The sequence below is a fragment of the Paenibacillus glycanilyticus genome, assembly GCF_030161375.1.
GTDB lineage: Bacteria > Bacillota > Bacilli > Paenibacillales > Paenibacillaceae > Pristimantibacillus > Pristimantibacillus glycanilyticus_B.
In genome coordinates this window covers 1-15,360 of the sequence record NZ_BSSQ01000004.1, presented here as the reverse complement: position 1 = coordinate 15,360, position 15,360 = coordinate 1, and the positions used below count along the sequence as shown (strand labels likewise).

Sequence of the window (15,360 nt, the reverse complement as noted above, 5' to 3'; positions counted from 1 at the left end):
TCTTCTCGATCTTGAGCTGCACGCGCTCCACAACGTCAGGATCATGCAAAGAAACGTCCATGCGCGTCTTCTTCAAAAGACCTCACATGCATCATTGTGAACACGGAACGATGTAAATATGACTCGTTTCCACAAATAAAAAACCGCAGGCATTTACCTGCGGTTTCTCGTTGCTACAAATCTGATCCTAACAATTCACATAGAGCTCCAAAAAGCTCCTTCGGCAGTTGGCGGCTCTCCAAATCTCGAATCAATTTTGAGAAGCTTCTGTCTTGCTTAATTAGATGATATAGTTCCAGCTTTAACGCATACTCCATTTGGGTCTTATTTAGCAAATCGTATACTCGCTCTAATTTATTCTTTTGCTCGATTACATCTATTTCGAGAGTAATTCGAACCAACTGCGTATTGATAACATTTGGAATCGATACCTTCAGGCAATGGTTGTCCCACTTCACATCTGCGGCAATCTCATGATCATCTACCGTAACCTTGACGCTTTGTCTAGGCACATTAACCATCTTCACCTTGTAATCTCTTATCTCAGGAGATACAGCCAGATTTCCTTCTGCCGCATGAATGGTAAAGGTCGGAGTTTCTTCCCAATTCAATGTAAATGTAGTCGCCAGCCAGCTTTTCTGATTATACTTCTCCTCGTTACAATCTTCCCACATAGTGAACGAATTTGAAGCACCCGCAAAAACTCTTAACTCAAGCTGCTTTGGATTCTCAGTAGAGTTTGTATAATCAGTCAAATCGCTAAGTGGAATAATGCCGCCTTGCTTCACAAGCACCGGTATTTCGCTAATGCCTCGATAAAGGGTTGTGCGTGTATTCCCCGAATACATTTCCCCAGTAAAGAAATCAATCCAGTCCCCTTCGGGAATCCAAGCCGCAACCGATGCTAATTGTGTAGCTTTGTCGATTGGCTTAGTAATTGGAGCTACAAGCATCTCTGTACCGAAGAGATATTCATTGTTATATTCATAGGCTTCTTGGTTCCAAGGGTTATCATAATAGAGAGGTACCATGATCGGCTTGCCCTCTTCATGCGATCTCTTGTTCATGGAATAGAGATAAGGAACCAATTGATGCCTCAAATTTAGGAAGGTTCCAATGACCGCTTCATAAGGCTGAGCATAATTCCAAGGCTCTTTCCCGGAGAAAATATTATCTGAGCTATGAAGTCTATTAATTGGCGAGAATACTCCAAATTGAATCCAGCGGGTGACCATTTCGTCGTCTTTGATTCCGAGCATATGGCCGCCAATATCATGGCTCCACCAGCCATAACCGATATTGCTTGCATTTGCCGTGAAATAAGGCTGGAAATCTAATGACTCCCAAGTGGCATGCGTATCCCCTGAGAAACCAATTGGGTATCTATGACTGCCAACGCCTGCATATCTCGAAAGAATCAGCGGTCTTTTTCCATCTCGAGCCTGATCCAGGTAGTGATAATGATTAAGCATCCAGAGCGGATCTAATCCTTCAACTTTCGTATTGGTGCCCTGCTGCCAGTCAATCCACCAGAAATCAACGCCCGCTTCTTCATTCGGATGATGAACGACTTCCAAATAAGCCTTAGCGAACTCAGCGTTGGTAATATCAAATGGGATCATAGGATTCCGTCCATTATTAACTCCCATCGCCTCAGCCATCTGAGCGTACATTTCTTCACTCGGACGAATGCCATCCGCGGGATGAACATTTAGTGTAACCTTCATATTTCGATCATGGAGCCATTTCATAAACTCGGCCGGCTCCGGGAATAACTCTCTGTTCCAGGTATAGCCAGTCCAGCCGCTGCCATACTTAGGATCGATGCTGGTCAGATGCCAGTCCATATCGATGACAGCGACTGAGAATGGAACTTTATTGTCTTGGAACTTGTTCATCAGCTCTTTGTAATCTGTCTCACTGTATGGATGATAGCGACTCCACCAGTTGCCCAGCGTATAACGCGGCAATAAAGGAGTTGGTCCCGTCAGCTGATAGAAGTCTTTAAGGGCTTGCCAATAATCCCGGCCATATCCAAAGAAATACAGATCCGTTGCCTCTTCCATCCTTGGCTTAATCCAGTTATCTGAAGTGATAGATACGGATTTGCTGTCATCAATAATGGAATACCCTTCTTTAGACATCAGTCCGCCTTCAATAGCGACAGGCCCATTCACATCATCCAAAGTACGCGCAGTTCCGCCTAAGTTTTTGGTCTTCTGCCCATAATGCCAATAAGACATATGCTTCCCTTGCTTATCCATCACATGAATGGACAAGCCATTGCCAGAGAACTCTTTCTTATCATAGGTCAAATGAAGCTCCGCCGTAATAATCTCAAGGGACTGCTCTGTCTCGTAAACTTCAAACTCTGGTGTGTCAAAATCCCGATTAATTACGATTTGTGTAGGCAAATCTTGAAATCTGCCGTCCTTGCTGTATTCCAATCGAAACAGACGACTTGTTAATACCGTAATTCTATAGGTGTTTCCTTGTACGATGGAGCTTGATGGAGCGATCGGATTAGTTGTTAATTTCTCTTTGGTAATCATAGCGCTCTCCCCGCTTGTCCATCAGATGCAAGAATACGGAAGCTATTAATTTCATACGGATTTAACACTACATTGATATCGCCATCAGCACTATCAGTCAAATCTCGTTCAACTAAATTCACTTCATTCCAGCAATAACCTTGTTCGAGGTTAAATGACACCTTCTGTCTGCCTCCAGTGAAATTATGAATTCTTACGATCCAGCCTCTGCCATCCTCAGCTTTCTTAAAAGCATCAAGAGCAACAGACTGCTTGGTACCTAAGCTAAATGGCAGTATTATTGGCTCATCTGAACGAATCGCGATTATTTCACTGTTGATTTCCCAAGCTTCTTCAACCACTCTTCCCTCTAAATAATCGCCATTATGAGGAAGCAGACTATACGTGAATTGATGTTTTCCTACATCCGCATTTGGATCTGGATGTATCCCGCTCTTCACTAGAGAGAGTCTCATTGTTTTATTCTTGATATCATAGCCGTATTTGCAATCATTCAAGAGCGCTACCCCATAGCCATGCTCGGACAGATCGGCCCATTGATGTCCAACGGTTTCGAATCTGGCCATATCCCAGGACGTATTCCAATGAGTTGGACGAAGGACATTGCCATACTGAATATCATAGCGGGCTTCGGTATTTCTCACATCTACATCAAATTTCACTTTAAGCAGCTGTTGATGCTCGCCCCACTCGATCTCCATCTTATAATCAATTCTTCTTGTATGATTGTACAGTCTCATCACTTGTTGAACTTCTGAATGCTTGAACTTGCAGCTGAATTTGACATCAACAAATAGCACATTATTATCGATAACCTCAACCGAATCGAAGACAAGCTCTTCCATCTTCTCCTGATAGTAAATATCAATGTCCCACGAATCATAATCGATTGGCTTGTCTTCGAACAATTGGAGCACATTCCCCGTACCGCTTAATACTTCACGATTGTTTTCCTTATCAAAGATCGTTACGAGATGACCATTGTCATTCCAGCCGATTCGATAAAACTTAGTCTCAATTCCGTTATTCAGCAATATTCCAACTGCAACCGATTGAAGCTGCGTTTTCTCTTCAAACAGAATCGTTTGACTTGAGAGTGGCAAGCAATTTTCAATCAAGAGCAGCGTCTTCCCATCCTTGTGCACGGCAGGCAGTACGGTCCCATCTTCCTTGTAATAGCTTCCCTCAACAGCAGATGGCAGCTCGACTAAAGTATTTCTTGACCAGCCTGCTGTATTCACTAGCTGATAGCTGGCTGCCCCCTCATAGCTAAGCTCTTGCTGCAATTGCTCCATGCCTTTCCAGACCTGGCCCATCTCTTCCTTATGATCCTGATACACTTCCTCAATCGAGGTGCCAGGAATAATATCATGGAACTGATTTCTTAGCAGCACTTCCCACATGTCGAACAGTTTCTCGGCGGGATAATCCGCAGCTTTGTTCTGCTCATACAAGGAATACAAGAACTCTAAATTCCTTAACATCAATTCGGTTTTTCGATTTATTCGTTTGACGAAGGCTTGAGAGGTATAAGTTCCTCTATGATACTCCAGATACAATTCCCCATCCCAGGTATGCACATATTGATTCGTACCTTCAACCGTCTGATGGAGCTTATCGAAATAGGTTTTCGCTAAAGTAGGCTTTACGCTAGGAAGACCTGGGATTTTATCCACCTGTCTCCGATTTTCCAGCATCTCGCGGGTAACACCGCCGCCGCCGTCGCCTAATCCGTAGGCTATTAATAAATCGCTATTAATCTCTTTGTCGCGATAATTATTATAGGTTCCAAGCACGGTCTCAGGAGTGATACCGCCATTATAAGTGGAATACCAGTCCTCCGCCCAATCCGTATTCTCACCGGTTACAGGGGTTGTAATAAAATGAGTTAGAATCTCGCTGCCATCGATTCCTCTCCACTTAAACGTATCATGAGGAATTCGATTATATTGATTCCAGCTTATTTTCGTTGTCATAAAGGTTTGAATATCGCTCTGCTTCAGAATCTGGGGTAATGCCCACGAGTAGCCAAACACATCAGGAAGCCACAAATATTGGACATCCTTATTAAATTCATTCTTGATAAATTTAGCGCCATGCAAGATTTGCCTAGTCAGTGACTCACCTGATGGAATATTGCAATCGGCTTCCAGCCACATAGCCCCATCCGCTTCCCATCTGCCTTCAACAACACGTGCTTTAATCTGCTCGTAAATTTCCGGATAGTCATCCTTAATATATTTATAGAGCTGAGGCTGAGTTTGCAGAAACGTATATTCCGGATACATGTCCATATATCTAAGTACGGTGGAGAAGCTTCGGGCAGCCTTCTCACGCGTATGCTTCAGTCTCCATAACCAAGCGACATCAATATGGGTATGACCAATAACTCCAACCTCGTAGAGCTCATTCTTAGGAATTTTACTGATCTCCGTATTTAACCATTCATACGTCGCAGCGATACCATCGTAGAAGGCTTGCTCGCCTGGAGCATCCCAGCTGATCTTCAAGAACGCGTCATTCAGCAGGTTTCTCAGCGAATATTTAACCGGATTATTACCCTCTATTTGCTGGATGGCATTTAGAATCATCGAAGAGAGATAAAATAAATCCTCCGTCGTCTTATCGATATGAACTAGATCCGCGCGCTTAAATTGATGCGTTCTTGGCCGCTTAGGACCGCCGCCTTCCAGACCGGACCATAACTTCACGCTAATCTGAACTGTTTCTCCACGGTAGCTTTCATCAACAAATACCTCTTGATGATAAGTATCCACGCCTTGATAAGGCTTGCCATTAAGGAATAATAAAGATTCAAATCCTACCGTGGCACCTTCAGTGCTTTCGCCAAAATCAAAGACAAGAATCTTCTCGCTATCCTTGGGAATTGCTACTTCCGTCTGAATCCATAGATAGTAATCTCTGCCGGTCCATGTGTCCCCAAGCAGGAAGGGTTGCGCCTCGGACATATTTGCCGGAGGATACTTTTCATTCTTGCTCTTATCCTCCAGAACGATCCAGTTGCCGATAGGTTCTGAATTTTTATAAATATATTTTTTTAGCTCTTTCATTCGTGCTTTTAGTTTTTTCTCTACTAGAAACATATCATTCATCCTTTTGAGGCTCCTCCCATACTAAAGCCTTTCGACATAAATCTTTGTGAAAGGGCATATAACAGCACTACTGGCATGGAATATATGATCGAAAAAGCGGCTAATTTTCCGTAATTGACCATTCCGTAGCTTCCAAAAAATTGGAATATCGTAACGGAAGCCGGCATTTTCTCAGGTGTCTGCAGCAAAATGTAAGGTACGAAGAAATTACCCCAGCTTCCTGTAAAGGTGAATATGCCCACCGTGAATATGCCTGGCAGCATAAGTGGCGCTACTATTTTTCTCACGCCTTGCAGAACGGTCGCTCCATCCACCCAAGCGGATTCCTCCAGATCGAGCGGAACAGAATCCATGAAGTTCTTAACCATCCAGATCGCATAGGGCAAAGAGGATGCCGTCAGAAACAGAGTTACAGCTACTAAAGAATCCTGGAATTTTAAATGCAAGAATAGTTGATAGACAGGTACAATTACGGCCGTCATCGGCAACGATGTCATAAACAAAATGGTCGTCATAAAGGATTTGCGGTATTTCATTTTATAACGAGATAACGGGTACGCAGCCAGTACGCAGACAATGACTACCAGCACCGCCTGGCAAGCTGAAATCAACAGCCCTATCCAGAAAGATCGGATTAGCTTGGGATCCGTTATGATGGCCTTGAAGTTATTTAAGGTTACTGAATCAGGAACTTTTAACGCTTGCTTGGCATGCGGATCTACGGATGCAAACAGCATCCAAAGCAAAGGAAGTAAAAATAATAGAGCTAATACGGCTAATATAAGATAATGAATCATCGTTTCTATCTTGCGGCTCTTTTGTCCCATCAGGCTCACCTACACTTTCGTTTTCAAAATTTTCATATAGATTAAGCTTGCTATAGCACCAATGGCTAACAGCACGAGGGAAATAGCCGTACCATATCCTAATTGATAGCTGACAAAGGCTTGCTTGAACATAAATATAGGCAACGTGGTAGTCTCAACGCCTGGGCCACCACCGGTCATTGTATAAATTAGAGTAAACACGCCTAATGTAGATAAAGTAACTAGCATTAGATTCGTAGCAATCGTTCCTTTAACCATTGGAATCGTAATAGAAGTAACAATTCTCCATCTTGTTGCGCCATCCATATGTGCCGCTTCTTCCACTTCTTTCGGAATTTCATCTAACGCCGATTGGAACACCATCATGGAGAATGCCGTTCCTCTCCATACATTGGCAATAATTACACTGACCATTGGGAATGAGAACAGCCATGCAACTGGTTTGAATCCTAGCAGACCAATCAGCCAATTAGCCGTCCCGTTATCGCTAAGAAACGCTACCCAGCAGAAGCCTACAACAACCTCAGGAGTTACCCATGCGGCAATAATGATTAATCCAACAATTCTTCGGAAGGTGACATTCTTTTCTTTCATCATAAAAGCAATCAAAAATCCTAGTAAGCATTGACCCAAAATAGCAGAAAAGAACACAAATACGATTGTATTCCACACGCTTGTTCTAAACTCGGGATCTTCGAACATTCTAGTAAAATTCTCAAAACCAACAAATTCCGTATGTTTAGCGGCAGCTCCCGTTAAAGCTAAGTTAGTGAAGGAGAAAATAAACGTTAATACCATCGGTCCAATAAAAAAGATCAATAGCAAAATCAATGAAGGTATTAGAAAGAGTAAGGATTTCTTCGTGTCCGATAAACGCTTCACCTTTACCCTTGAATCTGCGATTTCCATTAAAATCACCTTTCAAAAAGGAGTAGTTGAAGCAACTACCCCTTAAATTTTTTTGCGGAGACTTAACTATTTAGTTATATTTTCTTCGCCAACAATTCTCGTTACATTTTTTGCAAAATCTTCAGCTGCCGCTTCCGGTGTCTTGCTGCCTGTTGCTACAGATTCCACCATATTCTGAATCTCAACAGATACATTAGGATAATTATCATTAGCAGGTCTGAAATGAGCATTGTTCAAGAACTCGGTAGCCTCTTTAATGAACGGTTGAGCTTGGTATTCCGCGTTCTCAGCAGAATCTTGTCGAACCGTTAAGTTGCCATCCGCAATAGCACGTTTAGCTTGCTGCTCGGCTCCACCCAGCGCTTTGACCACTGTCCAAGCCGCTTCTTTGTCCTTCGTTTTGGCAGGAATAGCCCAAGTCCAGCCGCCTGACATCGTCACCTTGCCAGCCCCTTGTCCATTCTCGGTTGGCATTGCTGTAAAGCCGAAACGTTCTGTCATATTGGCTACTGGTGCAGGTCCGTTTTCTTTCCAGTTGGATGTATTCCAGAAGCCATCCAGAATAATGCCGGCTGCATCGTTAACAAATTTATCTTGGAACATAACGGAACTGAAATTGCTGTTAATGGCAATCGACATCGATGGTGCTAATTTTTTCTCATTGTAGACTTCATCGATAAATTTCAAAGAATCCATAATGCCTTGTGAATTAACATTCCATTTCTTTGTTTCGCTGTCATAGAGAGTGTCCTCGGTGCCATAAAGCAACATTTCAAATGTCTGCATGGAAACGGCTTCACCACTAGCTTTAGCTACCGTCATACCGAGTGGAATAGCATTAGGAGATGTTTCTTTAATTTTTTCGGCTGCATCAATGACTTCTTGCCATGATTTCGGCTGCCAATCTGCCGGCAATCCTGCTTTGGCGAAGAGATTCTTGTTATACCATAATCCTCGGGAATCGGAGCTGCCTGGAATCGCATAAATCTTGCCGTCTTCGGCAATAGCGCCTGCCTTCAGATTTTCTGTATAATTGCTCCACTCCGGCCAATCCTTCACGTAGCTATCCAGATCAGTCAAATATCCTGCATTAGCATCCGCATTCAACATGAACGTATCTTCCGCAATAATATCCGGAGTCGTGTTCTCTGATTGCATAGACAACGCTATCTTCGAATAGTAGTCGCCTTCGCTTGCCGTAATTGGCGACAGCTTGATCTTAATGTTTGGATTTGCCTTCTCAAACTCGGGAATAAAGTCATTCTCCAAATACTTGGTAGTAATATCGTTCTCACCAGAGAATCTCCAAGCAATCTTTACTTCTGTCTTCCCGTCATTTGCAGATGCATCCTTGCTTGAACTGCCGCATCCTGCGCTTACCGCTAAAATCATTGATACGGATAACAACCCTGCAATTGAGCCTGCTTTTTTCTTAAGCATGTAATCCCCTCCGACTGATATGGTGCGTGTTTTGTAAACGCTTTTAGCTTATCAACGCCATTCCGCTTCAACAATCGTAATATTATGCGGGATTCTATAGTGTTAAAGACGCCAGGAAATTAATCGATATAATCATAAAAAATAAATACACAGTTATTATGGCCCATATAAAAATGATGGAAACAAAAAAAGAACCCCTTACGCCCGCTCTCCGCGCTGTACGTAAGAAGTTCTCAATAACCAAATGAATTAATCCATAGCATTCTGCAAATACTTACCCGGTGTAGTGCCTTCAATTTGTTTAAATACCCGAATAAATGTATTCACATTGGTATAGCCTAATTTTTCAGCCACTTCAGTGACTTTGTAGTTATTTGTCTTCAACAATCTGATGGCTTCATTAATTCTGATTTGATTCAAATAGTTTTTATAGGATACTCCCAAATAATCTTTAATGATTTTACTTAGATAAGACTCCGACAAATTAAAGTGCGCTGCTACTTCGCCTAGTGAAAGCTCTCTAGTATAGTTATGATCAATATACTCCACGATTCTTTCCGTTAAACTCTTGTCCGCCATCTTCTCGGTAGCTACATATTCGAATAATCTATCGTATAGAGCTATAAGCTTGTCACGAACCTTTATAGGATCGGTTTCCTTTTGCAAATTCAATATTTCACTTCGATTATTATCGACGAACTGATGGTAGCTCAATCCTGAATTTTGAATCGCTCGTCTAAGTGTATGAAACAATATAAATTTCAGGTCATTGATCAGATAGAGCGTAATTTGCTTTTTCAGTATATGGTTATCCAGTAGATCATGCAATATTTGTTTAGCCTCTTTAAAGTTTGATTTGCTAATATGCGAAATGAGCATTTGCTCGATCTCTACTTTAAATTGGACATCCTCATATTGTTCGGTCAAAGTAACCCACTTGTCGTCAGCTTCGGCATTATTAGAGCTATAGTAAACATCAGCGAATACTCTTGAAATTTCTTTAATTGAATGAAATGGTACGGAAATTGCATAGGAGGCATTTATCTTTAAATCTGTACTTGTTTTCTTAACAAAAGAGTCTAATAGATTTATCAATTGCATATCTACCGGCAAAATCAATGCATACCGATTGACATTCAAATCGAGAATCAAACATGATTCTTTTAGCTTGTGAGACTTAAAGCATTTTTGCAAAAAGCTTTTACGATAGATAAGCTTCTCGCTAATATTCATATTCTCTTCCCGATCAGCTATCCCGTCAAAAGTGAATATGGCAATTATTCCTGATTCAACGACATCATTTAAATCGAGAGTTTCGGTTAACTTCGATATTTCTTTTTTGGAATAGTTATCAAATAAAATGTTTTTCAGGAAAAGCTCCTTCACTTCTTCAGAAACATCTTCTTGCGATTTAATAAGACCTTGGTTTACTTTAATAAGGTCTTGAATCTTATTTAAGACAGTCTCTGTATTCTCAGCATTGGAATCTCCGCCGAAACGTTGTACTTCGTTTAATATTTGTTCATAAGGTCGATAGTTTCTTTTACTAAGCACAACTAGTAAGAATGATCCAATAGAAATTAGAAGTATAAAGTAACCTACCAAAGATAATATTATCTTTGTCGGGAACGTCAGTACCTTCTGCAGATTGATCGAATAGTCGTAATAAACGTCTGGAACAACCGAAGATTCGGCAACGTAATGCGTGACATCATTTTGGGTAAACGAAGTAATACTTTGCTTTGAATCCTCTATATTAGAAGCCAATATTTCGTTCCATAAGCCTTTATCAGGCAATTGCTTTTGCAGAATCGTTGCATCTACTATAGAGAATGCCCCTGCATCTCCATATATGCTGTCTTCTACTAAGCTAGCTTTATCCCAGCTAACAAAAAAAGTAACCGGGGACGCTCCATTTTTTACATTCATATACCGAATCAAAGCCACTCTTTTGTCAGACTGAATGACGGTAACTTCATCTTTTGCAGAGTTTGCAAAAAATTGGTTAATATCTTCAATCTCACTCCCTAAGTGAATGAAATCAAGATAGTCATAAAAATCAAAGTAGCCATTTGTACTTATGACCTTGCTGCCAAACCCCTTAGTCAAAGCAATTGTGTATTGCGAATTAAAATTCAAAAAATAAGGATTCACTATAAGATCATTGTAAATATTAGCGTAATCTGTATATTCCTCTGTATTACTTGTAGCAAGTGATTTTACGCTGCTCTGATCTGCTGCCAGCCGTATAGCATTATTCGCAGCCAGCAATTGATTATCTATTTCATGAGTTTTTTTCTCAAGAGAAAACTTTACATTTGATTCAAGGTTTAGTTTTTGCTGATCATAAGCGTTTTTCCCCACAGTTATAGCAATAATAACGGTATAAAGTAAAATCACCAGCAAAAATGATATGAATATATTTTTATAAAAGGAATTTTTCATTTCTGTCTCCACTATATACTCAACTTCAATTAGATGCTGAGTATCTCCTTGAGTCTGTCGTTATCTTGAAATCATGCTGTCTGAGTACTTCGACTCTGGCAAATGGTCGGCAGTCCCTTTAGAACAAGATTGTTTTCGCTTACATTTAATTATGTTAATTATATTTTAAGCTCCTTTTTAAAGCAATACATTGAAGATACAATAAAACAGCGTATAGACATGGAGGGACTTTCCATGTCTATACGCTGTCCTTTTTCACGAACCCGCCTGAGCTGCCAGTCAGTCTGCCATTTATCGGGTTCTCCTGTCGTTCAAATATAGCAGCTCTTGCAGAACGAAGGATGATGTGGTCGCATATTAGATATTGACATCTCTATTTCTTCGCCTTATAAAACTCATGATAAAGCTTCATAAGCGCTCTCTTCTCAATCCTTGAAACATAACTCCGACTAATCCCCAATTCCTTCGCAATCTCCCTCTGCGTCCGCTCATCCCCACCATGATCCAGGCCAAACCGGCCGCGGATCACTTCCTGCTCCCGCTCATCGAGAATATCGAGGTTGCGGTAGATCTTGCTCTTCTCGATCTTCAGCTGCACTCGCTCTACGACATCATCGGCTTCAGTACCGAGGATATCGATGAGCGTAATTTCATTGCCTTCTTTGTCCGTGCCAATCGGGTCATGCAAGGAGACATCCTTGCGCGTCTTCTTCAGCGACCTCAAATGCATAAGTATTTCATTCTCAATACAACGAGCTGCGAATGTAGCAAGTTTCGTGCCTTTTCCCGTCTGAAAACTCTCGATCGCTTTAATCAATCCGATCGTACCAATCGAGATCAGATCCTCCAGGTCTTCCCCTGTGTTGTCGAATTTTTTGACAATATGAGCGACAAGCCTCAAGTTATGTTCAATCAGCAGGTTGCGCGAATGCGCATTCCCCTCCGCCATAAGCTGCAGATGCTTCATTTCTTCCTCTTCATGCAACGGCTGCGGAAAAGCATTGTTTTTCACATAAGATACGAGCATCGTTAACTGCTTAATGAATAAAGCAATAGCCGCAAAAAGCCCCATGTTCCTGCACCCCCATAAGCTGGATTACCAGGGGCATGAACATACCACTGGCACACGTTGAAGTCGGTTCTACATTGTATGTAGGCGGCGGCCTATAAGTGCATGTACGTAGAAATTCGTCGATTTCTATCTGTTTGGTTCTTCCGCGTATGGGGTAAACTACCTCAAGATCTGTTTTATGAGGAGGCCATGTAACATGAGTAAAAAACATGACGACGAATATAATGAAATATACAATGAGACATCCAACACGGTAGCCGGCATTAACACGCCCAAAGATCATGAAGGCTCCGGGCCGATCGACATGATTAGCGATGCCGTCGAAAAGATTGTAGATAACGTCGAACATACTTTTGACGGTCATCATCATAAGGACAAGAAGAAGCATCGTTAACGACACAACAAGGCTGTTCCTTCTCGGGAACAGCCTTGTTTATACGAATACTTTCAGGCAAGATCGCGCAGATTAACTTATAATTCAGCAACTTAATGAACCGGCAGATTGAAAAGTTGTCATTGACAAAAAAAGTTGCCCTGATACAATAAATCTTAAGGAACTTTCTAACCGTATCTGCATACACCTAGGTATGTAGTTTTTTTATTAGAAATAAGTTGCACTAGGGCAACATTATCTTAGACATAAAAGAAAGTCAGAGGTGATTCACATGTTCGAGCCATCTGCCATGAACCCTAATGATGACTCCTGGAGAAATAAAGGCGCTCAGCCTTCCCTTCCTGAGGTACACCGTTCGTTACGTGTCCCGATGAAAGGCTCCTGGCTCAAGAAATTTCTAGCTTTTGCAGGCCCGGGTTACCTGGTTGCCGTAGGTTACATGGATCCGGGTAACTGGGCGACAGATATCGCTGGCGGAGCGATGTTCGGCTATACGTTATTATCCGTCATTCTGATCTCCAACTTGATGGCCGTTCTTCTGCAAGCCTTGGCGGGTAAGCTTGGTATTGTAACCGGCAGAGACTTGGCGCAGGCATGCCGCGATCACTACAGCAAACCGGTCGTTATCGGTCTTTGGCTCCTCTGTGAGCTGGCTATTGCCGCATGCGATCTTGCTGAAGTCATAGGTTCAGCGATTGCGCTGAATCTGCTTTTTGGGATTCCCTTGATATATGGGGTTATCATTACGGTACTTGATGTATTTATCGTGCTTCTGCTTCAAAATAAAGGGTTCCGCTATATAGAAACGCTCGTAATTGTCTTAATCTTCACAATTGGCGCATGTTTCATAACCGAAATTTTCTTTGCCAAACCGGATACTTCATCCCTGTTTGCCGGATTTATTCCCAGTCATCGAATCGTGACAGACCCTACGATGCTTTACATTGCGATCGGTATTCTAGGGGCTACCGTTATGCCGCATAACCTGTACCTGCATTCGTCAATCGTGCAAACGAGACGTTATGAACAAACCGAGCTTGGCAAGCGGGAAGCTATTAAATACGCAACATGGGATTCGACAATCGCTTTATTTTTCGCCTTATTTATTAACGCGGCAATTCTGATCATATCGGCGGCTACGTTCCACCAAGCAGGCATGACGAATGTAACGGAGATTGAACAGGCTTATGATCTGTTGACACCGCTTCTTGGCACAGCTGTTGGCTCTGTATTGTTTGGCGTTGCGCTATTAGCTTCCGGACAGAACTCGACTCTGACAGGTACCCTTGCCGGTCAGATCGTCATGGAAGGTTTCTTGAACATTCGAATGAAAGCTTGGCTGCGGCGGCTTATCACGCGGCTAATCGCCGTCATACCGGCAGTTATCGTTACAGCCGTTGCAGGCGAGAGCGGTACGACTGAGCTGCTTATCCTGAGTCAGATCATATTGTCGTTCCAACTATCGTTTGCCGTTATTCCGCTTATCAAATTCACCAGCGATAAGAGTAAAATGGGCAAATTCGTTAATCCGCTCTGGGTGAAGCTGCTTGCTTGGTTTGTCGCCATTATTATTATCGGACTTAACATCTTTTTGCTTTACAAAACCTTTTTTGGATAAAAATAAGGCCAGCCACTGCAATGCAGCGACTGGCCATTTTTTATTTCGCAAAAACATGATTTCCGATCTTCACCGTAACTGGACGTGCTTTCATCCACGCAGAGTTTGTAATTTTCGGATTGTAGAAATATACGGCGCCTTTTGTAGGGTCAATCCTTTTTGCCGCATCTTTAGCGGCATCCAGAGCGCTTACCGTTGGCAGCTTCCAGAACTGTCCGTTACTCACCACGCTAAACGCGCTTGGCGCAAAGATGACGTCGCGAATCGTCTTAGGGAAACCGCTAGATTCCGTCCGGTTCAAAATAACTGCGGCTACGGCTATCTTACCTTTGTAGCTCTCACCTCCCGCCTCAGCATTCACGACACGCGCCATACGCGACAAGTCGGAACGATCAACGGTTACTTTGTGCAACGCATGCAACGTCACCGAACCGGCGACGCCATCCGGCTTGAGGCCAGCCCCTTTCTGAAAAGCCGCGACGGCAGATTTCGTAGCAGCGCTATAATAAGTCGTTATATTGCCTTTATAATAGTCCAGCATATAAAGTCTCTCCTGTAAATCCTGTACCTCTGCACCTTTGCTTCCGACCTTTAACGATGCAGCCGAAGCTTCCAATGGAAGGCAGAGAATAGATGCCATCAGCATCGATAACACGAGTGTGCCAAGCTTTCGTTTCATTATGCAATCCCTCCAATATGTATGCTTGCTTGTCTTCTGACTCGCGAAATTTGAGTTTACCATAACTATCCTAAATAATTGGTTTTCATAGAATTTTCTAATTTGTTCTAATAAAACTCTCATTATTCAAAAATAATTATGATGCATTAACTCATTACTCCATATATATTCGTAGATATATGATAATTATGGTGGGTACTCATGAATACAAATGTTTACAATCGAAATAGTAAAACGACAAAAAAAGCCTGCCGCAATTATGCGGCAGGCTTTTCATTGCTTGGCGACGTCCTACTCTCCCAGGACCCTGC

10 protein-coding genes are annotated in these 15,360 nt (G+C 42.3%); 2 read left to right on the top strand and 8 right to left on the bottom strand.

Features of this window, described 5'->3' with window-relative positions; all coding sequences use genetic code 11:
- Positions 1 to 173: 173 nt before the first annotated feature.
- The 7 genes from QQK89_RS04770 to sigK form a co-directional block, all read right to left on the bottom strand.
- On the bottom strand, positions 174 to 2,552 hold the full coding sequence (locus QQK89_RS04770) for a glycoside hydrolase family 31 protein (RefSeq protein ID WP_284237319.1): 2,379 nt from the start codon (positions 2,550 to 2,552) through the stop codon (positions 174 to 176).
- Positions 2,549 to 5,665, bottom strand: coding sequence for an alpha-mannosidase (locus QQK89_RS04765; RefSeq protein ID WP_284237318.1), 3,117 nt, complete (start codon positions 5,663 to 5,665; stop codon positions 2,549 to 2,551). The genes QQK89_RS04770 and QQK89_RS04765 overlap by 4 nt, the downstream gene beginning before the upstream one ends.
- Complete coding sequence (locus QQK89_RS04760) at positions 5,662 to 6,492, bottom strand: carbohydrate ABC transporter permease (protein WP_284237317.1); 831 nt, start codon at positions 6,490 to 6,492, stop codon at positions 5,662 to 5,664. Before QQK89_RS04760 ends, QQK89_RS04765 begins: the two co-directional genes overlap by 4 nt.
- A 9-nt stretch (positions 6,493 to 6,501) precedes the next feature.
- On the bottom strand, positions 6,502 to 7,401 hold the full coding sequence (locus tag QQK89_RS04755; RefSeq protein WP_284237315.1) for a carbohydrate ABC transporter permease: 900 nt from the start codon (positions 7,399 to 7,401) through the stop codon (positions 6,502 to 6,504).
- A 66-nt stretch (positions 7,402 to 7,467) separates the two neighbouring features.
- Entirely contained in the window at positions 7,468 to 8,841 is a 1,374-nt protein-coding gene (locus tag QQK89_RS04750; RefSeq protein ID WP_284237313.1) for an extracellular solute-binding protein, read from the bottom strand.
- Between the two features lie 249 nt (positions 8,842 to 9,090).
- Positions 9,091 to 11,286 carry a helix-turn-helix domain-containing protein gene (locus tag QQK89_RS04745; RefSeq protein ID WP_284237312.1) on the bottom strand — a complete coding sequence of 732 codons (2,196 nt, stop codon included), beginning with the start codon at positions 11,284 to 11,286 and terminating at the stop codon, positions 9,091 to 9,093.
- Positions 11,287 to 11,659: 373 nt separating this feature from the next.
- Positions 11,660 to 12,358 carry an RNA polymerase sporulation sigma factor SigK gene (sigK, locus tag QQK89_RS04740; protein WP_284237310.1) on the bottom strand — a complete coding sequence of 233 codons (699 nt, stop codon included), beginning with the start codon at positions 12,356 to 12,358 and terminating at the stop codon, positions 11,660 to 11,662.
- A gap of 196 nt (positions 12,359 to 12,554) precedes the next feature.
- Here sigK and QQK89_RS04735 point away from each other — a divergent pair, with 196 nt between their 5' ends.
- Both QQK89_RS04735 and QQK89_RS04730 read left to right on the top strand, forming a co-directional pair.
- Complete coding sequence (locus QQK89_RS04735; protein ID WP_284237309.1) at positions 12,555 to 12,752, top strand: hypothetical protein; 198 nt, start codon at positions 12,555 to 12,557, stop codon at positions 12,750 to 12,752.
- Between the two features lie 271 nt (positions 12,753 to 13,023).
- Entirely contained in the window at positions 13,024 to 14,370 is a 1,347-nt protein-coding gene (locus tag QQK89_RS04730) for an Nramp family divalent metal transporter (protein WP_284237307.1), read from the top strand.
- A 40-nt stretch (positions 14,371 to 14,410) separates the two neighbouring features.
- Here QQK89_RS04730 and QQK89_RS04725 read toward each other — a convergent pair whose 3' ends face one another.
- Positions 14,411 to 15,049 (bottom strand): cell wall hydrolase, encoded by a 639-nt coding sequence (locus QQK89_RS04725; RefSeq protein ID WP_284237305.1) that lies wholly within the window; start codon positions 15,047 to 15,049, stop codon positions 14,411 to 14,413.
- Between the last annotated feature and the right edge of the window lie 311 nt (positions 15,050 to 15,360).